The organism is Mycobacterium sp. RTGN5 (assembly GCF_033804465.1).
In the GTDB taxonomy this organism is placed as follows: Bacteria; Actinomycetota; Actinomycetes; order Mycobacteriales; family Mycobacteriaceae; genus Mycobacterium.
Genome location: NZ_JAPZLA010000001.1, coordinates 1,141,060 through 1,159,357, shown reverse-complemented (window position 1 = coordinate 1,159,357; position 18,298 = coordinate 1,141,060). Strand labels below are relative to the sequence as shown.

Below are 18,298 nucleotides of genomic sequence, written 5' to 3'. Positions count from 1 at the left end.
ACATGAGTTCGATCGACTCTGTGTTAGATGCTCTCGACGATGCCGTCGGGGAGCTAGCCGCGATCGATCTCTTGACGCTGGAGCCGCCGAAGCGGTTCGCGGTCTTGGAGCGGCTGGAAACAGCCCAGCGTCGCCAGACAGCGGTGTCCCACGCTCTGGTTTCCCGGTTGGAGCAATTCGAGGGCTGCCCACCTGTCGGGATTGCGTTGGCCGATGTGTTGCGGATCAGCCCGCCCGAAGCACGACGCCGGATCCGCGACGCCGAACACTTGGCACCGCGGACCACGCTGACCGGTGAACCGCTGCCGCCGGTGCTGCCCGAGACGTCGGCGGCCTGGCACCGCGGCGACCTTGATGGCGAGCACCTGCGGGTGATCCAGAAGTTCTTCCACGACCTGCCCGACCACGTGCCCCCAGCCGAGGTCGAGAAGGCCGAACGCTCGCTGGCGGGGCATGCGGTGAATCTGCGTCCGGATCAGTTGGCGAAGGTCGCCTACCGATTGGCACTGCACCTCAATCCCGATGGGACGTTCTCCGATGAAGACCGCGCCCGCAAGCGGGGATTCGTCTGGTGTGGCGGCCAACAGGTCGATGGCATGAGCGTCGGGAAGCTGATCGCCGACCCCGAGTTGCGCTCAGAGCTCGACGCCTGGATGGCCAAATTCGCCGCCCCGGGCATGTGCAACCCGGCCGACGAAAACCCGACCGTCAACCCCTCCGACGAGGTGGCTGAGCGGGATCTGCGCAGCTGTGGCCAGCGTCAGCATGATGCGATCAAGGCTCTGGTGCGCGGACAACTCGGGGACCCAAAGTTCGGTCAACACAACGGATTACCGGTGACCGTGATCGTGACGGCCACCCTGCAAGACCTCCAGAACAAAACCGGCTACGGCGTCACCGCCAGCGGAGTGGTGATGCCGATCTCGGACGTCATCCGCGTGGGCGCCCACGCCTACCACCATTTGGCCCTCTTCGACGGCGTGAACGGGCGGGCGTTGTGGCTGGGCCGCACCAAACGTATCGCCACCGCCGACCAGCGAATCATCCTGCACGCCAGGGACCGTGGCTGCACCAGACCCGGCTGTGACGCACCCGGCTACCACAGCGTGGTCCACCACGCCGCCAAAGATTGGAAAGCTGGCGGCAACACCGACATCAACGACCTCGCCCTGGCCTGCCCTCCCGATAACCAGCTCGTCGAAACCGGCGGTTGGGACACCCGCATCTTGCCCAACGGCCAAACCGAATGGATCCCACCACCAGGCCTGCCCATGCTCAAGGGCGGCGTCAACGACTACCACCACCCAGAGCGGTTGTTGGAGAACGACAGCGATCCACCGGCCGACGATGCAGGCGCGGCCTAACTCCTCTTCGCCATCGCGAGGTATCCCTCGCGGACGCTGGGAAATTGGGGCTGCCAGCCGGTTGCGGCCTTGAACCGCGCGTTGCTGACCCGGAGTGACCGGGTCAGCGAGGTGAGCCGATCGCCGAGCAGAAGCCCCAATCGTCCGGGCCCGCTGATCCATGCCCGCGCTCCGGTTGCGTCGGAACAGGCGTGCTTGTAATCGCGTTTGGTGACGGGCACGTCGTCGACGATGTTGAATACGCCACCGGGTCCATTCAGCGCCGCGACGACAGCGGTCGCAGCGTCGCACATATAGATCGACGAGATGAAGGAGTCCGCCCGACCGGGCGCGAAACCGATGTGGCGCCGCGCGAGATTGAGGATGAGTTCACTATGGGCGGCACCGCGACCGTAGAACACACCGAACCGCAGAACAGTCGCCGTACCACCACTTTCGGCGAAACGGCGAGCGTTGGCTTCGGCGCCGTGGTTGCCAGTGGTGATCGGGTAGTGATCGACGGAATGGTCCTCATCGATCCACTCGCCGGCCCCGTCGGCGTAAAGCATCACGACTGACTCCTGGACCAGCCGGGGCACGCCGGCTGCTTGGGCCGCATCGACAACGGCGGCCGATCCGTCAATCCGCACCCGCTCGCACGATTCCCAGGCTGACCGTCGCAGGAAGGACGTGGTCGGGGGCAATGCGGACGCGAGGTTGACCACGGCGTCATGACCGGCGAATGCGGCGGTCAGGCCGTCACGATCGAAGAGTGACACCAAAGCCGCTGTGGCGCCATGTTTCTCGAGGTCACGGGCCTTGGATTCGCTACGGGCCAATGCCGATACGGAATGTCCGGCAGCGATGAGGGCCGGGACCGCGTAGATCCCGATAGCCCCGGTGCCGCCGGTGACGAAGACACGCATGCTGCAATACTCCTGAACCACTGGCGAAGGTGCAATATCAGAAGATGGCGGACTAGCGGTCCACCACTACGACTGAGACCGTCACCCACGGAGTCGATGCACTAACGCCAAGGTGACTTTGAAGACATCTGGATATCCATCCCGTATCGGTCCGGGCGTGAGGTCGCGCCCGCGATTCCCGGTGCAACATTCGTTCCGCTGCAAGGAACCTCGGACTTCTCGGTGCACGGTGACATCGATTCCGTCGTCCGTGCGCGCCGTCAAGCGCTGACACCGCATCAGCCGTCGCCGGCGGACGCGGACCAGCCGAGCCTGGTCCTGCTGTTGCCTCGGGAACGCGAAATCCTTGACGGGTGACGTGAGTGGCCGAACCCGGCCATCGGCAGAAGATGGCCGGGTTGAGCGATGCGCTGCTCTCCCCGGTGCTCATAAGTTCTTCGGGTGACCGAGATCCACCGCTATGCACCCAGCGGCACCGAACGGCGAGCCGCGGCCACGAAAGCGGTGTGGTCATCGAGCATGGCCGTGCTGTATGACCCGTTTCTCTGGCTGGGCGATCGTGCATCCGCTGGTCATTGGGCGGCCACCTCGATGAGCCCCGCCCGAAACTGTTGCGCGCCAAATCAGCACCCGCTCCGGCACCCCTAACCAACTCGTCACGTCACCTTCTCCGGGGCGAGCGGACACTGCGTTCGACCGGGTCCCCAGTGGCGAATTCGGCGGTTCAACCACTCGATGAAGGAGAAGTCACCCATGGCCACCCACCGGAAGCCGTCGTCGCACCTCCCATATTTGAGGGGCGGAATTGCCGGCGCGGCGATCATCGGAACCGGCTACCTACTGGCGGCGGTCAACTCGCCAGCAGCGTTCGCCGCACCCGACAGCGCTTCAACCGCATGCACGTCGGGGGCACCGACGTGCCTCGCTGCGCCCGGCGGGCTGGGGTCTGCCATCGCAGCGGAGCGCCATTACCGACTCGCCGTTCCCCCCGCTGCGGGTAACCCCCTGGGGGGCAACCCCTTACTCGGTGTGTTCATCGGCAACGGCACCGCCGAGCATCCCAATGGCGGACTGCTCATCGGCAACGGCTACAGCCCGGACCCGGCGACGTGCGGCACGCACTGCGCGGGCGGCAACGGCGGGTGGTTCTCCGGTAGCGGCGGCAACGGCGCCAATGGCAGCGACGGAGGCAACGCCGGACTGTTCGGAAACGGCGGCAACGGCGGCAAGGGGGACGGCGTCCACGTCCAAGGAGGTGCCGGTGGACACGGCGGGGTGCTGATCGGTAGCGGTGGCAACGGCGGGAACGGAAGCAACGCGGTCGGTAGCTCCGGCGCGGGTTCCGGCGGAAGCGCCGGAAACGGAGGTCTCTTCGGAGGCAACGGTGGCAACGGTGGCACCGGGGGCGACGGATCGCCAGACGACGCAGCCAATCACGGCGGTCGCGGCGGAGACGCCGGCGTCTTCGGTGGCAACGGTGGCAGCGGCGGTAACGGAGGTCGGGGCGTCGGCAAGACCGGCAACAATCAAGGCTTTGGAGGGCAGGGCGGGGACGGCGGGAACGGCGGGCTGTTCCACGACGGTGGTTCCGGCGGCAATGCGGGCAGCAGCGGGTCGGGCAGCGGAGGCGTCGCGGGCGGAAACGGGGGCGACGGCGGCCGCCTGGGTAATGGTGGTGCTGGCGGCGCCGGAGGTGACGGCGGTGGCTCCACCACAGGCAACGGCGCGCAAGCCGGCAGCGGTGGCCAGGGCGGCCAGGGCGGAATCACCGGTGGCGCCGGCGGCGCCGGCGGCGCCGGCGGCAATGGTGGTGGCTCCACCGCTGGCAACGGCGGGAGGGGCGGCGACGGTGGCCAGGGCGGCGCGGGCGGGACCGCCGGTGGTGATGGCGGCCACGGCGGCAAGGGCGGAAGCAGCACGTCCGGGTCGGGTGGTGCCGGCGGGAAGGGCGGCACCGGCGGAACGGGTCGCGGCGGGCACCAGTTGGGCGATGGCGGTCTGCCGGGCAGCCCGGCCAACGGAAAGCTCGGTGGCGAGGGCGGCACGGGCGGCAAGGGAGCCCACCCGGGAAACCCAGAACAGGCCTGACGAGCGCCAGGGCGCTACCCGGGGATCGCTGACGTCATTGGTTCTTGACTACTCGACCACCACGTCAGCGGGCTCCTTGTCGGGCCGTAGGCCGCGCCAGCTTGGCTGCCGTAGCCGGCTGTCGGACGTCCATTCGCTGAACCGGGCTTCACCCACCAGTTCGGATCGCACGTAGGTCACGCCCTTGGCGTCTAGCTTGGAAAGTCTTGCTACAAAAGGCGATTCGTCTCGCTACGACGCGCTCGTTCCTCGACCACTGCGGCCCACCCAGCACCTCATCGGCAACGTCTTGGTCGACAGCACCCAGACGACGGCAACCAGCACCTGCTACGTCCAGGATCTTCACACGGGCCGCGGAGAACTGACGGATCAGACCTTCTCGACCCTCGGTGAGTACCGCTACCAATGAGAGCGCGATACGAACGGGGCGTTGCTAAGAGGCGCAAGAAGATCAGTCACGCAACCGTCGGGAGGTGCCATGATGTAGTTTTCTCCAAAATTTACGCGGCGGCCGCGTTCAATGGGCTTTGCATAGCCCTCCCACTTTTCGAAGGCAATCTTCTCGTGTAGTGCGACGCGAACTTGGGTCACATCGATCTCCTTTCCACTAGTTCAGCTCGGCGCATCTCTTGAGGTACGGCCACGCGATGTCAGGGGGAATCCCGCCACACAACGGCGAGAGATTGAACATCTCGCCGGCGGCTACGCGCTGCCGCGCCTCCTCGACCGACAGGATTACGTGGGACGACGACGTGCGGCGAAGTTCGTCGACGGTCTTGGCGGTGCTCATGTTGGCCGACACCTGGTTGTCGGGGTTCCATTCCGAGTAGGCCATCGCGTCGTGCAGCAGGTACTGGCCGATCTGGTCCCAGGCGGCGTCGACATCGTCTGCCACGAAAAGGTTGGCCACCACGTCGCGTTCGGGTATGAGTGCGAAGCCGGGCTCGAAACCATTGTCCCGGCTGGCCTTTTCGTAGGCCTCCTGCATGCCCGGCACCCCGCCGTTGGCGAGCAGGCCGAGGCCATTGCGTCCCGCACGCCGCGCCGCGGCGAGGCTGGCGCCGCCCCAATTCAGCATCGGACCCGCCGGCGTCCGTGGCCGCGGCGTCACCTTCATTCGCCTGCCGTCGTGTTCGACCTCTTCGCCGGCCAACAGACGGCGCAACAGCGGGAGCTTCTCGTCGGCAATGCGGCCCCGATCGGACAAGGACAGCCCGAAGTGGTCGAATTCCTCAGCGCGGTAGCCGATCCCGAAGATATAGGCGGCCCTGCCCGCGCTGATGTGGTCCAGCACGGAAATGTCCTCCGCGAGCCGGGCCACGTCGTAGAAGGGCAGCAGAATCGTCAGGTTCAGCATCGCCTGCTTGGTGCGTGCGGCGATCGCCGCGGCGAGCATCAGTGGCGACGGGAGATAGCCGTCGTCGGCACAGTGGTGTTCGCACAGCACCACCGCGAGGCAGCCACGGGTGTCGGCCCACTCCGACATCTCCGTTGCCGCGGCATACAGCTCCGATGTAGCGAGTCCCGGTGACTGCGAGCGCATGTCGAATCGGAGAGTGAACATCTAGGGTCTAACTCCCCTGCCGCGAGTCGGTACCCATGACCTCGGCACTGACTTGCATGATCAGCCGAACCACCTCGTTGCGCGACATGGACTTGAAGAGTTCGAGACCCATGCGGACGTCATCGCCCGTGGCGATGGTCGGTCCGCCGCCAAGGTTGGCGAACGCCTCATCCACCACACTCGCCGCGGTGACCGCACCCTCGGGGACATCATCCAGCGAGGCGAGACGCCCACGTTCGAACTCCAACTGCCGCAACGCCGGTGTGTCGGTCATTCCGAGTACCAGGCCGAGCACGTCCACGCCCTTGTCCTGCAACTCCACCCACAGGCCTTCGGTGAACACCATGTCGAACGCCTTGGTACCGCCGTAGGTGGCCATGTTGCGTCCACCGGCCAGCGCGGCCCCCGACGTGAAGTTCACGATGCCACCCCTGCCCCGTTCGACCATGAGGCCGGCGAAGTGGTGGCACAGCCGCATCAAGACCAGGCAGTTGCGTTGCAGCAGGGCCTCCGCCGCTGATATCGGGTTGTTGAGGAAGGGTTGGTAATTCGGGTCACCGCCCGCGCAGTAGACCAGCATGCCGACCTCTATGTCCTCGGCGGCGTCGATGATGGTCTGCGATGCGTCGGCATCCGTCAGGTCGACGCACAGTGTCCGCGTCTGGGCATCGGTGCGCTCGCGAATGCCTTGTGCCACTTCGTCGAGCACATGTTGGCGGCGGGCGACGAGGACGACGTTCACCCCTTCATTCGCGAGTCGCTCGGCGAACAGCGACCCGACGCCGTCAGACGCGCCGACGACGATCGCCCACGGCCCGTACTTGGTCGCGACGTCGGCGGTCATCAACCGGCCACCGCTACCAGTCGTACCGAGGTGTACGTGCGGCGCGAGACTCGCCACCCGTCATTGGTGCGTACGGCGTGATCGTCGTAGTAGCCGACGGGGTTGGCTCCCCCGCCGTCGAACAGGATCAGCGCATCGACGTAGGTGCGGACCGTCGCCGTGTCTCCGTCGATCTTCACGGCCTGGTTGCTCATCCGGTGCATGGTGTGTTGCGCACCCACATGAGCCGCCGCCATGAATTCGGCTACCTCGTTGCCGCCGGTCCACTGGCCGATTACGCCGTAGTCCACCTGGGCATCATCTGTGAAAACCTGTGTCAACAGCGAGTATTGGAGACTGTCGATGGCGGTCGCATAGCGCACCGTCAGTTCGACGATCTCTTCTCTGTCTGTCATGCGACGTCTCCGTTCGGGTGGACAACGACGCGGGGCGGCCCCTCGGCTCTCCGCGCCTGCTCGATCGCATCGGGCACCTCGTCGAGGCTGATGATCCGGCCGACACTCGGCATCGGATCGAGCCGCCCCTCGACGACGGCGTCGAGCACGCCGTACCAGTCCTGCGGCAACGGGCCGCCACCGAACTGCAGTGTCAACCCGTTGCGGGTTGCTTCGGTGATGCTCAGCGTGTCGCCGGTGTACCAGCCGCCCGCGCAGTAGATCCGGGACATGAACTCTGCCTCGGCCACGAGTCGGTCGATAAGCCCCGGCGCGCCAACGCATTCGAACACCACGGCCGAGCCGCCGCGCTTGTGTTCGGCACGGACTTCGCGAAAGACGTCGAAGACCGACTGAAGCGCCGGATCAACCAACACGTGCGCACCGAACGCGCTGCGTGCCAGCTCGCGTCGGTCAGCATTGAAGTCGGACACGATGATCGGCGCGATGCCACGGCTGGACAATGCGGCGACAGCGGACAAGCCGACAGCCCCTGCCCCAATGACGATCGGTACCTCACCGGGCTGCACGTTGGCCGCACGCACATAGAACTCGCCGACCGCGAAGCAGTCGACGACCGCGATGGCGTCGCTGGATACGTCGCCCGCCACGGCCTTCGCCGTCGCCTCGGGGACGACCAGCAGCTCACCGAAACTCCCTTGCGCCTCTGGATGCTGTCCGATGATCCGCAAGCCACCGGCACCACCGTCGACCAATCGGATCGGCATCGACGTCACCCGCGTACCGATCGGGAAGGCGTCGCTGCACCCGGGCCCGTGGCCGATGACCTCGCCGACGAACTCGTGACCCATGACGATGTCGCGGTCGGCGTCGTACAACGACCGCCCCGTCGGATCGTCGATCCCCACCTCGGGGTTGTCCATGAAGTGCACATCCGACGCGCAGATCGCCGTGCTCAACGTTTTGAGCAGCAGATCGCCCTGCCCCGGAACAGGATCGGCAGTTTCTCGAACGGTCAACTCGCCGCCTCGCAAAACGACTGCACGCACCAGATTCACATCCCTGCCGTATGCTTCTCTATTATTCGAGAAGTAGTTCTCTAGCTTCCGAACTGACCGTAAGATGCCGATCGGAGGGAGTCAAGGGTGCGTGGAACCAGTTCGGCACCCACCGAACGAGTGCTCGACATCGTCGAGTTGCTCAGCCGGCCGGGCAGTGGCGAGATTCGATTCTCGGATGTCGTGCGCGAACTCGACCTCTCTCAGGGCACCGCGCACGCGATCCTCAAGACGCTCTCCGATCGCGGCTGGGTTGTTCGCAACCCGGCGACCAAGGCATTCACGCTCGGCCCTGCGCTGACACTCGTCGCGTCCGGCCTCGATATCGGCCGTCCGCTTGCCGATCTCGGCCGCGCCTCGATTCGGCGACTGGTCGATACGACGGGGATGGCTGCGTCCGTCCTGGAGCGAGCCGGCGACTATCTGGTGATCACCGACTTCGAGAATCCCGCCGACCTGTCCGCGGTGGTTCAGCCCAACGAGCGCATCCCCTACTCGCCGCCATTCGGCATCGCCTTCGCGGCATGGGACAGCGCGGACGAGCAAGAAGCCTGGATCCGACGCGGCGCTGCCAACGATGCCGGTCTGCACCAGCGGCTGCGCACCGTGCTGACCCGCACCCGCGAGCGCGGCTACGACGTCGACTGGATGACACCCGCGTTGAGCCAGGCGGCCCAAGCGATAGGCACGCTGTCCGGCGACGCGATCCCGCAGAACCTGCGTTCGGTCATCGACCAATTGCGGGTGGAATTCGCTTCCGCCGACCCGCTGCCGAACGACAGCAGTCGCGGCGCGCATCCAGTCGCCACCATTTCCGCACCGGTACTCGACGCCGACGATCGCATTGCGCTCGTTCTCGCCATACATCCTCTGCGCGCCATGACGATTCGGGAGATCCGGGCTGCCGCGAAACCACTGCTGCGCGAGATCGACCACGTGCGGACCACTGGTCACCCATACTAGTCTGACGTACAGTAAGGTGTGACTTCATCTCCTGACGCCGCGCAGCGTCGCGTAGTTCACGTCGGCACCGGCATGACCGGCAGCGTGGCCCTGCGCGCGATCATCGACGACCCCGCACTGGAACTGATCGGGCTCAAGGTGTCCTCGTCGACGAAGGTGGGCACCGACGCCGGTCAACTCTGCGGCCGCCCCGATGTGGGTATCGCGGCGACTGACGACGTGGCGGCAATCCTGGCCGCCAAGCCGGACTGCGTCGCCTACTGCGCGACCGCCGTCCGACGTGAAGACGAGGTCATCGCCGATATCGTCGGCTACCTGGAAGCCGGCATCAACGTCGTCACCATCTCCGCAATCCCCATGGTGTATCCCAAAGCGGCTCCGGCGAATTGGCGCGATCCGATCCAACAAGCGGCACAGAAGGGCAGCGCGACCTTCTACGCGACGGGCTGCGAACCCGGCTTCGTGAGCCTGAACCTGCCCACCGCGTTGCTGGCCGGCGCCGGGAAGATCGACACCTATCGCATGGACGAGTACGCCCTTGACCTCGACCTGTCCTATCCGATCTGGGAAGTCCTGCACGAGTCGATGGGGTTCGGAAAACCCAACGGCCACGTGCCCATTCGCATCGCAGTCGGCAAGGTCAACAACGACTGGGAACCCGTCGTGCGCTATATCGCCGATACGCTCGGCGTCGACGTCGAGCGGGTGGCACTGGATTGGGAGACGATCCTCGCGCCACACGACCTCGACACCGCACTCGGGGTGATCCCGAAGGACACCATCTGCGGCCACCGCTGGCAGCTCGCCGCCATGCACGACGATCGCCCCGTCGTCTCGGTCCAATACTTCGCAGCGGTGACCTCCACGCCGTGGCCCGAGAGCTGGCCGCGCCCAGCACAACCCGGCCAGGGCGGCATGGTGTTCCGCATCGAGGGAAACCCGAACATGACCCTCGCGCTCAGCCTGGACCCCTCACCGGACGACGCCACCAACCCCGGGGTCGCGGCGACCGCGATGGCGGCCGTCAACGCCATCCCGGCGGTCATCGACGCTCCGCCTGGACTCATCGACGTGCCACTGGCCGGCCCGTCAGTCGTCACGCGTCAGACGCGTCGCTGAGATGACGCGACGCGCGCGAGGCTCGCTGACCGAAGACGCGATCGTGGAGGCGGCCTTCGCAATAGCAGCCGACTCCTCAATCGAGGCGTTGAGCATTCCACTGGTCGCCAGATCGCTCGACGTAGGCGTAACCAGCATCTACTGGCACGTTCGCAATAAGTCAGAGCTTCTTGACGCCATGACCGATCGCGCACTGCGCCGCAGCGGATTACCGGCCTTCGCGGAGTCAGACGATTGGCGTGCGTCGCTGATGGCGCACGCCCGCGGAGTGCGCCAGACGTTCCTCGGCGACCCGGTGTTGACGGATCTGATCCTCATCCGAGGCGCACTGGGCCCCATGGCACAACGGCTCGGCGAACAGGAGACGCAAAAGGCGATCGCCGCCATGATCGGCTCCGGTCTCGACGAGCAGACAGCTCACGACACGTACTCGGCGGTGTCAGAACTTGTTCGGGGGTCGGTACTTCTCGCCCGCTTGACTCAGAAGCACCATGAAGCACAGGGGGCCTCGGCACCGCTGGACGATCGCGCGTTCGAGCTTCTGCTGACGTCCCTACTCCCGCACCACCTCGTCCGGTGACTTGTCCGGCCGCAAGCCACGCCAACTCGGCTGCCGTAGCCGGCCGTCACCAGTCCATTCACTGAACCGGACTTCGCCAACCAACTCGGGCCGCACGTAGGTCACCCCTCTGGCGTCGACTCCAGAAAGCCGTGTGTTGAACGGTGATTCCTTGGTGTGCAGCGGTGCGAGCAGATCCTTAAGTTTGGTGAGTTCCTTTTCGGTGAAGCCGGTTCCGACCCGCCCGACGAAATCCAACCCCCCCTCGCCAGGAATGCCCATCAACAGCGCACCGATACCACTGGAACGGCCGCCTTCACCCTTGCGCCAGCCCCCGATCACGATCTCCTGGGTGTTCCAGTTCTTGTCCTTGATCCACGACGCCGACCGCCGACCGGGCTGATAGGTGGAGTCCCATTTCTTGGCCACCACGCCTTCCCAATGGCGGGACTGAGACAACTCCAGCGCCTCGGCACCGTCACCAGGAAGCAGCGGCGGGACGATGAGATTTGTTCCCTCAGAAAGAGTTTCGAGGAGCTTACGGCGGTCACGGTACTTCACCTTCAGCAGCGAACGCCCGTCGAGGGACAGCAGGTCGAACGCCCAGAACTCGACGCGGGTGGAGCGCGCCCGGTTCTGCATCTCCCCAAAGCTCGGCACCCCCGCCTCGTTTAGTGCCACCACCTCGCCGTCGAGCAGCACATGATGCTCGGCAAGATCGGCGGCCACCGACTTCAGCTGCGGGTACTCGCCGGTGACATCGCGTCCGCTGCGCGTCCGCAAGGCGATGGCGCCGTGGTCAGCGTCGACCAGCAGCCGGTACCCATCCCACTTTCCTTCGAAGGCCCATTGGGCGGCAGTGTATTTGGCGATCGACCCGTGGGTGGCCAGCATCGGTGCCAGATCGGTCGACGTCGGTTCCGGTTGCTCTTTGGTGCGGTGCGCCAACCAGTTCTTGCCGTCGGTCTGAATCAGCGCGTAGCGGCCGGAGATCTTCGACCCGTGCAGGGTGACGATCACCTCCCCGCCCTTGTCCGGACCATCGGGTGAGTTGTCCCGGAATTTCTCGGTTTCGTAGGTGCCTGAGTCCCAGATGATCACCTTGCCGCCGCCGTATTCGCCCTTGGGGATCGAGCCCTCGAAGGTCCCGTACTCCAGCGGGTGATCCTCGGTGTGCACGGCCAGCCGGTTGACCGACGGGGAATCCGGCAGGTTCTTCGGGACCGCCCACGACACCAACACCCCGTCGCGTTCCAGCCGGAAGTCGTAGTGCAGTGCGGTCGCGTGGTGCTCCTGGATGACGAAGGTGTTGTTGTTGCCAACAGCTGGCTGCGCGCGCGGCACCGGCTCGGGCGTCTTGGCCGAATCCCGCATGCTGCGATAGGTGGTCAGCCGGTCTTCCCGGGGCACGTCGGCGTCCAAATCGGCGAGCAGGTCGCCCTGCTCGGCGACCCGGTCCAGCACCTCGCGGTACTCCAGGTGCCGCAGTTTGGGATCGCCAATCTCCTCCCACGTCCGCGGCGCGGCCACCGTCGGGGTCTCCCGCCCACGCAGCGAATACGGCGCGATCGTGGTCTTCGACCCGCTGTTCTGACTCCAGTCCAGAAAGACCTTGCCCGCCCGCAGGCTCTTGGTCATCGTGGCGGTGACGAGTTTGGGCATGCTCTGCTCAAGCTGCTGGGCCACCCGGCGGGCTAGCACCACCGCCCCGCTGCTGCTGACCGGTTCGGCCAACGGGGCATATAGGTGCAGCCCCTTGCTGCCACTGGTGAGCGGATACACCGTCAACCCGATGTCGTCCATCAGCTCACGCACGGCGTTGGCGACCTCGCACAGCTGCGGCATCGTCACGCCTTCGCCAGGGTCGAGGTCGAATACCAATCGCGTTGCCGGACCGGGCTTTCCGCCCGACGTGAAACGCCATTGCGGCACATGGACTTCCAATGACGCCTGCTGGGCGATCCACGCCAGGCCCGTCGAGCTCTCGATGATCGGATAGGTGGTGCTGCCCGAGCGGTGCACGATCGTCGCCCGGTCGAGCCAATCCGGTGCCGAACTGGCGAGCTGCTTTTCGAAGAAGGCCGACTCGTCGACACCGTTGGGCCAGCGTTTCCGGGTGACCGGGCGGCCCGAAATGTGCGGCAGCATCACCTCGGCGATCGAGGTGTAGTACTCGAACACGTCGGCCTTGGTGGTGCCGGTGGCCGGGTAGAGCACCTTGTCGGCATTGGTCAGCGCGACGCGCGGTCCTTTCGTCGCGTCCGGCGGCCACACGTCATTCACCACCCAACGGTATTACCCGCTGCTACCGTGGACTATGACCAGAATGCTGGCAGCCGCCCTGCTGGTGCTGCCTGCGTTGATCGGCGTTCCGCAGGCCGCCGCCGAGCCGGAAGACCACGTCCCGTATTGCTCGGCCGGCCAAAACCCGACGGACAACAACTGCCGGACTGCGCCCTATCAAGAAACCAGCGACGGCAGCGCGCCCGGCGCGAATCCTGATCTACCCGTCGGGGTGAATCCGGGCGTCCAGCCCGCCATCTGACCCAGCAACGCCGGTAAGCCCTGCATACTGGACGTATGCGTTCCATCTGGAAAGGCTCGATCGCATTCGGTCTGGTGAATGTGCCTGTCAAGGTCTACAGCGCCACCGAGGACCACGATCTGAAGTTCCATCAGGTGCACGCCAAGGACAACGGCCGCATCCGCTACAAGCGTGTCTGCGAAGTGTGCGGTGAGGTGGTCGAATACCGCGACATCGCCAAGGCCTACGAATCCGACGACGGCCAGACCGTGATCATCACCGACGACGACATCGCGACCCTGCCCGAGGAGCGCAGCCACGAGATCGAAGTGGTTCAGTTCGTTCCCGCCAGCGAAATCGACCCGCTGATGTACGACCGCAGTTACTTCCTTGAGCCGGACGGCAAGTCGTCGAAGTCCTATGTGCTGCTGGCCAAGACGCTCGCCGAGACCGATCGGGTGGCGATCGTGCATTTTGCGTTGCGCAGCAAGACCCGGCTGGCCGCGCTTCGGGTCAAGGACTTCTCCAAACGTGACGTGATGATCGTGCACACCCTGCTGTGGCCCGACGAGATCCGCGACCCCGATTTCCCGATCCTCGACAAGGAGGTGGAGATCAAGCCCGCTGAGCTGAAGATGGCCAGCCAGGTCGTCGAGTCGATGGCCGACGACTTCCACCCCGACCAGTTCCGCGACACCTACCAGGAACAGCTCCTCGAACTCGTCCAGGCCAAGCTCGAAGGTGGCGAGGCGTTCACCACCGAGGAACAGCCGGCCGAACTGGACGAGACCGAGGACGTCTCCGACCTGCTCGCCAAGCTCGAGGCCAGCGTCAAACGTCGCCGCGGCGAGTCCGGTGGTGGCGACGACGAGGCGCCGAAGAAGGCTCCCGCGAAGAAAGCCGCCAAGAAAGCCCCGGCCAAGAAGGCTGCCGCGAAGAAAGCACCCGCCAAGAAGGCGTGAACTCTTGGGTGATTTTCACCCAATCTTCGAACTCGGCACCAAAGTAGAACGTGTTTCAGTTACGTTCCAAATTCAGCGTCATCAACCGCAGCGATCTTGTTACGGTGTTCGCCGACAAGGGAAGAGAGACACGTGATCCTCGACAAGTTCAGACTTGATGGTCAAGTTGCAGTAGTCACCGGCGCCGGCCGCGGCCTCGGTGCGGCGATCGCCGTCGCATTCGCCGAAGTCGGCGCCGACGTCGTCATCGCCTCGCGCACCCAGTCCGAGTTGGAGTCGGTCGCCAAGCAGATCGAGGCGGTGGGACGGCGTGCGCACATCGTCGTCGGCGACCTCGCGCACCCGGACACGACGGCCGAACTCGCAGGCAAGGCGGTCGAGGCGTTCGGCAAGCTGGACATCGTCGTGAACAACGTCGGCGGCACGATGCCCAACGCGCTGCTGAACACCAGCGTCAAGGACATGAAGGATGCGTTCACCTTCAACGTCCTCACCGCGCATGCCCTGACGCTGGCAGCCGTGCCGCTGATGCTCGAGCACTCCGGCGGCGGCAACATCATCAACATCACCTCGACGATGGGCAAGCTGGCCGGTCGCGGATTCGCCGCCTACAGCACCGCCAAAGCCGCTCTGGCTCACTACACCCGGCTCACCTCGCTGGACCTGTCCCCGAAGATCCGGGTGAACGCCATCGCGCCGGGCTCCATCCTGACCTCGGCGCTGGAGATCGTGGCCTCCAACGACGCGCTGCGCGATCCGATGGAGAAGGCGACGCCGATGAAGCGACTCGGCGATCCGCTCGACATCGCCGCAGCGGCCGTTTATCTCGCGTCGCCGGCCGCCAGCTTTCTCACCGGCAAGATCATCGAGGTCGACGGCGGCCTGATCATGCCGAACCTCGACCTCCCCATCCCAGATCTGTAAGCCCGGATCTGTAAGCCCCGACCTGTAAGGAGCGCCATGGCAATCCGCGTCGCACAGATCGGCACCGGCAACGTCGGTGTCCATGCGTTGACCGCGCTGATCACCAACCCCGACTACGAGCTCACCGGTGTCTGGGTCTCTTCGGATTCCAAGGCCGGCAAGGACGCCGCGGAGCTGGCGGGGCTTGCCGGCGCCACCGGCGTCCTCGCCACCACCGATCTCGACGAGGTGCTGGCGACCAAGCCGGACTGCGTCGTCTACAACGCGTTGGCCGACCATCGGTTGGCCGAGGCGCTCGAGGATTACCGGCGCATCCTTGCCGCCGGGGTCAACGTCGTCGGCAGCGGTCCGGTGTTCCTGCAGTGGCCGTGGCAGGTGATCCCCGACGAGATGATCAAGCCGTTGGAAGATGCTGCCCAGCAAGGTAATTCGAGCGTGTTCGTCAACGGTATCGATCCCGGCTTCGCCAATGATCTGCTGCCGCTGGCGCTGGCCGGCACCTGCCAGAGCGTTCAGCAGGTGCGTTGCATGGAGATCGTCGACTACGCCACCTACAACAGTGCCACGGTGATGTTCGACGTGATGGGCTTCGGCAAGCCGCTCGACGACCTCCCGATGCTGCTACAACCTGGCGTGCTGAGCATCGCCTGGGGTTCGGTCGTGCGCCAGATCGCGGCCGGCCTCGGCCTCGAACTCGACGGCATCGAAGAGATGTACGTGCGCGAACCCGCGCCCGAGGACTTTGAGATCGACGCAGGCCCGATCGCCAAGGGCACCGCCGCCGCACTGCGGTTCGAGGTGATCGGATTGGTCGGCGGCGCGCCCGTCGTCGTCCTCGAACACGTCACCCGACTGCGTGAAGACCTGTGCCCGGATTGGCCGCAGCCCGCCCAGGAGGGCGGCAATTATCGCATCGAGATCACCGGCGAACCCTCCTACGCTGTGGACGTGTGTCTGGGCTCGCCCAACGGCGACCACAACCACGCCGGACTGGTCGCCACCGCGATGCGTCTCGTCAACGCCATCCCGTCGGTGGTGGCCGCGCCCGCCGGAATCTGCACGGCGATCGACCTACCCCTGGTAACTGGCAAAGGGCTGTACGCTGCTGGTTAAGGGATCTGCCAGGAAGGAAATGCCGATGCGGCACAGGCTCCGCTATGTGTTTCCGATCGTCATCGCCGTCGGCGCTGCCGCGGCTGGGTTTGCCCCCGCCGCAAGCGCCGACACGACGTTGATCACCCCGACAGTTCCCAGCTGCGTCAACACCGGGGGCAGCACCGTCATCGGTGGCCAGACCACCGAATGCGCCACCCCCGGCAATGTGCAGCTCAACGCAACCCCAGAAGTCCCCGAGGATTTTGCCTATCCATGGGGCGACGAGTTCTACGGTCCCGCACTGATTTTCGGTGACCCCGGCCGCGCCGGTGGCGGTGGCGGCGGAGGCCACGGCGGCGGAGGCCGCTGAGTTCGAGATCGCGGCCACAAAGGAGGCCAACATGGTTACCAAGATTGTTCTTGGGGCTCCACTGCTGATCGCGGTTGCGACCGTCGTACTGGCTGCCCCGGCGACAGCACGGCCGGCGCAATGCACCGACGTCGGACCCAGCACCACGATCTGCGAAACCCCCGGGCACGCGGCGATCGTCACGTCGCCCAACCCGGCCTTGCAGAATCCGCTGGCCGGCTGGGGATTCGGCGGCTGGGGCATCGGTCTCGGCGGAGTCTTCATCGGCATATGACGCGGGCGGGCTAGTTTCGGGTACCCTCACTTTCTTGTTTGAGTGTCCGGATAGAAGGCTCGTCGATTGGCAGAGGTGACGCGCGCCCCCAGGGCGGGCTGGTATCTACTCGGCCCGGCCTTCGTCGCGTCCATCGCCTACGTCGACCCCGGCAACGTCGCGGCCAACATCAGTGCCGGCGCACAGTTCGGCTTCCTGCTGGTGTGGGTGATCGTCACCGCCAACGTGATGGCCGGGCTGGTGCAATACCTGTCGGCCAAGCTGGGCCTGGTCACCGGTCGCACCCTGCCCGAGGCCGTCCGCGACAACACCCGCACTCCCAGCCGCATCGGGTACTGGCTGCAGGCCGAGCTGGTGGCGATCGCCACCGACCTCGCCGAGGTGGTGGGCGGCGCGATCGCACTGCGGCTGCTGTTCGGCCTGCCGCTGCTGCTCGGCGGCGTCATCACCGGTGTGGTGTCGCTCCTGCTGCTGGTCGTGCAGGACCGGCGCGGTCAGCGGGTGTTCGAGCGGGTGATCACCGGGCTGCTGCTGGTCATTGCCATCGGATTTCTCTCCAGCCTGTTCGTCAGGACGCCGCCGGCCGCGGACGTGGTGGCGGGCCTGATCCCCCGATTCGACGGCCCGGAAAGCGTCCTGCTGGCCACGGCCATGCTCGGCGCGACCGTGATGCCGCACGCGGTCTACCTGCATTCGGGCCTCGCCCGCGACCGCCACGGTCACCCCGAGGCCGGTGTGGCGCGCACCCGGCTGCTGCGCATCACCCGGTGGGATGTCGGCATCGCCATGCTGGTGGCCGGTGCGGTCAACCTGGCCATGCTGCTGATCGCGGCGACCAACCTGCAGGGCCGCAGCGACACCGACTCGATCGAAGGCGCACACGCCGCCGTGCGCGACACACTCGGCCCCACCGTGGCGCTGCTGTTCGCGATCGGCCTGCTGGCCTCCGGCCTGGCGTCGACATCGGTCGGGTCGTACGCCGGCGCGATGATCATGCAGGGTTTGTTGCACAAGCGCGTCCCGCTGCTGGTGCGCCGGCTGATCACACTGATCCCCGCGCTCGTGGTGCTCGCCATCGGCGTCGATCCCAGCCGCGCGCTGGTCATCTCCCAGGTGGTGTTGTCGTTCGGCATCCCCTTCGCGCTCGTGCCGTTGGTGCGGATGACCAGCAATCCGGCCCTGATGGGTGCGGACGCCAACAGCCGGCTGACCACCGCCCTGGGGTGGACGGTTGCCGTGATCATTACGCTGCTGAACGTGGTGTTGATTTACCTGACTCTCGCGCACTGA

19 protein-coding genes and 2 pseudogenes are annotated in these 18,298 nt (G+C 65.8%); 14 read left to right on the top strand and 7 right to left on the bottom strand.

The annotated features are described in order from the left end of the window. Window positions 1-2 precede the first annotated feature (2 nt). Complete coding sequence (locus tag SLQ31_RS05710; protein ID WP_319430412.1) at window positions 3-1,364, top strand: HNH endonuclease signature motif containing protein; 1,362 nt, start codon at window positions 3-5, stop codon at window positions 1,362-1,364. On the opposite strand, the gene SLQ31_RS05705 is transcribed toward SLQ31_RS05710, so the two are convergent. After that, window positions 1,361-2,269 carry an NAD(P)-dependent oxidoreductase gene (locus SLQ31_RS05705; protein ID WP_319430411.1) on the bottom strand — a complete coding sequence of 303 codons (909 nt, stop codon included), beginning with the start codon at window positions 2,267-2,269 and terminating at the stop codon, window positions 1,361-1,363. The two genes, SLQ31_RS05710 and SLQ31_RS05705, sit on opposite strands and share 4 nt — an antisense overlap. A 753-nt stretch (window positions 2,270-3,022) precedes the next feature. Here SLQ31_RS05705 and SLQ31_RS05700 point away from each other — a divergent pair. Beyond that, the gene (locus SLQ31_RS05700) at window positions 3,023-4,357 is read left to right on the top strand and encodes a hypothetical protein (RefSeq protein ID WP_319430409.1); all 1,335 of its coding nucleotides are present in this window, start codon (window positions 3,023-3,025) and stop codon (window positions 4,355-4,357) included. Window positions 4,358-4,405: 48 nt separating this feature from the next. Here SLQ31_RS05700 and SLQ31_RS05695 read toward each other — a convergent pair. Then, window positions 4,406-4,585: pseudogene (locus tag SLQ31_RS05695) on the bottom strand (hypothetical protein); the annotation flags it as partial. Here SLQ31_RS05695 and SLQ31_RS05690 point away from each other — a divergent pair. Then, window positions 4,542-4,766, top strand: coding sequence for a nuclear transport factor 2 family protein (locus SLQ31_RS05690; protein ID WP_319430407.1), 225 nt, complete (start codon window positions 4,542-4,544; stop codon window positions 4,764-4,766). The pseudogene SLQ31_RS05695 and the gene SLQ31_RS05690 sit on opposite strands and share 44 nt — an antisense overlap. 198 nt (window positions 4,767-4,964) lie before the next feature. On the opposite strand, the gene SLQ31_RS05685 is transcribed toward SLQ31_RS05690, so the two are convergent. The 4 genes from SLQ31_RS05685 to SLQ31_RS05670 are packed head-to-tail and all read right to left on the bottom strand — an operon-like array spanning window position 4,965 to window position 8,209. After that, window positions 4,965-5,921, bottom strand: a complete 957-nt coding sequence (locus SLQ31_RS05685) for an LLM class flavin-dependent oxidoreductase (protein ID WP_319430405.1) — start codon at window positions 5,919-5,921, stop codon at window positions 4,965-4,967. Window positions 5,922-5,928: 7 nt separating this feature from the next. Next, window positions 5,929-6,765: an SDR family NAD(P)-dependent oxidoreductase gene (locus SLQ31_RS05680; protein WP_319430404.1), complete on the bottom strand. Its 837-nt coding sequence runs from the start codon at window positions 6,763-6,765 to the stop codon at window positions 5,929-5,931. Beyond that, the gene (locus SLQ31_RS05675) at window positions 6,765-7,160 is read right to left on the bottom strand and encodes a nuclear transport factor 2 family protein (protein ID WP_319430402.1); all 396 of its coding nucleotides are present in this window, start codon (window positions 7,158-7,160) and stop codon (window positions 6,765-6,767) included. The genes SLQ31_RS05680 and SLQ31_RS05675 overlap by 1 nt, the downstream gene beginning before the upstream one ends. Further along, on the bottom strand, window positions 7,157-8,209 hold the full coding sequence (locus SLQ31_RS05670; RefSeq protein ID WP_319430400.1) for a zinc-binding dehydrogenase: 1,053 nt from the start codon (window positions 8,207-8,209) through the stop codon (window positions 7,157-7,159). Before SLQ31_RS05670 ends, SLQ31_RS05675 begins: the two co-directional genes overlap by 4 nt. Before the next feature lie 96 nt (window positions 8,210-8,305). Here SLQ31_RS05670 and SLQ31_RS05665 point away from each other — a divergent pair, with 96 nt between their 5' ends. From SLQ31_RS05665 to SLQ31_RS05655, 4 genes and pseudogenes are all read left to right on the top strand, one after another. After that, window positions 8,306-9,181, top strand: coding sequence for an IclR family transcriptional regulator (locus SLQ31_RS05665; protein ID WP_319430398.1), 876 nt, complete (start codon window positions 8,306-8,308; stop codon window positions 9,179-9,181). A 201-nt stretch (window positions 9,182-9,382) separates the two neighbouring features. After that, entirely contained in the window at window positions 9,383-10,300 is a 918-nt protein-coding gene (locus SLQ31_RS05660; RefSeq protein WP_319432858.1) for a dihydrodipicolinate reductase, read from the top strand. A gap of 1 nt (window position 10,301) precedes the next feature. Continuing rightward, window positions 10,302-10,469: pseudogene (locus tag SLQ31_RS29460) on the top strand (TetR family transcriptional regulator); the annotation flags it as partial. 9 nt (window positions 10,470-10,478) lie between these two features. Further along, entirely contained in the window at window positions 10,479-10,880 is a 402-nt protein-coding gene (locus SLQ31_RS05655) for a TetR/AcrR family transcriptional regulator C-terminal domain-containing protein (RefSeq protein WP_319430397.1), read from the top strand. Here SLQ31_RS05655 and SLQ31_RS05650 read toward each other — a convergent pair. Further along, on the bottom strand, window positions 10,854-13,142 hold the full coding sequence (locus SLQ31_RS05650) for an ATP-dependent DNA ligase (RefSeq protein ID WP_319430396.1): 2,289 nt from the start codon (window positions 13,140-13,142) through the stop codon (window positions 10,854-10,856). The genes SLQ31_RS05655 and SLQ31_RS05650 overlap by 27 nt on opposite strands. A 34-nt stretch (window positions 13,143-13,176) precedes the next feature. Between SLQ31_RS05650 and SLQ31_RS05645 the strand changes: the two genes are divergently transcribed. The 7 genes from SLQ31_RS05645 (at window position 13,177) to SLQ31_RS05615 (ending at window position 18,298) form a co-directional block, all read left to right on the top strand. After that, window positions 13,177-13,404, top strand: a complete 228-nt coding sequence (locus SLQ31_RS05645) for a hypothetical protein (protein WP_319430395.1) — start codon at window positions 13,177-13,179, stop codon at window positions 13,402-13,404. 35 nt (window positions 13,405-13,439) lie between these two features. After that, on the top strand, window positions 13,440-14,345 hold the full coding sequence (locus SLQ31_RS05640) for a Ku protein (RefSeq protein WP_319430394.1): 906 nt from the start codon (window positions 13,440-13,442) through the stop codon (window positions 14,343-14,345). A 132-nt stretch (window positions 14,346-14,477) separates the two neighbouring features. Next, window positions 14,478-15,269: an SDR family oxidoreductase gene (locus SLQ31_RS05635; RefSeq protein WP_319430393.1), complete on the top strand. Its 792-nt coding sequence runs from the start codon at window positions 14,478-14,480 to the stop codon at window positions 15,267-15,269. Window positions 15,270-15,305: 36 nt separating this feature from the next. Further along, entirely contained in the window at window positions 15,306-16,382 is a 1,077-nt protein-coding gene (locus SLQ31_RS05630) for a diacylglycerol kinase (protein ID WP_319430392.1), read from the top strand. A gap of 25 nt (window positions 16,383-16,407) precedes the next feature. Further along, window positions 16,408-16,734 carry a hypothetical protein gene (locus SLQ31_RS05625; RefSeq protein WP_319430391.1) on the top strand — a complete coding sequence of 109 codons (327 nt, stop codon included), beginning with the start codon at window positions 16,408-16,410 and terminating at the stop codon, window positions 16,732-16,734. A gap of 31 nt (window positions 16,735-16,765) precedes the next feature. Next, entirely contained in the window at window positions 16,766-17,008 is a 243-nt protein-coding gene (locus tag SLQ31_RS05620) for a hypothetical protein (RefSeq protein WP_319430390.1), read from the top strand. Window positions 17,009-17,074: 66 nt separating this feature from the next. Then, entirely contained in the window at window positions 17,075-18,298 is a 1,224-nt protein-coding gene (locus SLQ31_RS05615; RefSeq protein WP_319430389.1) for an Nramp family divalent metal transporter, read from the top strand.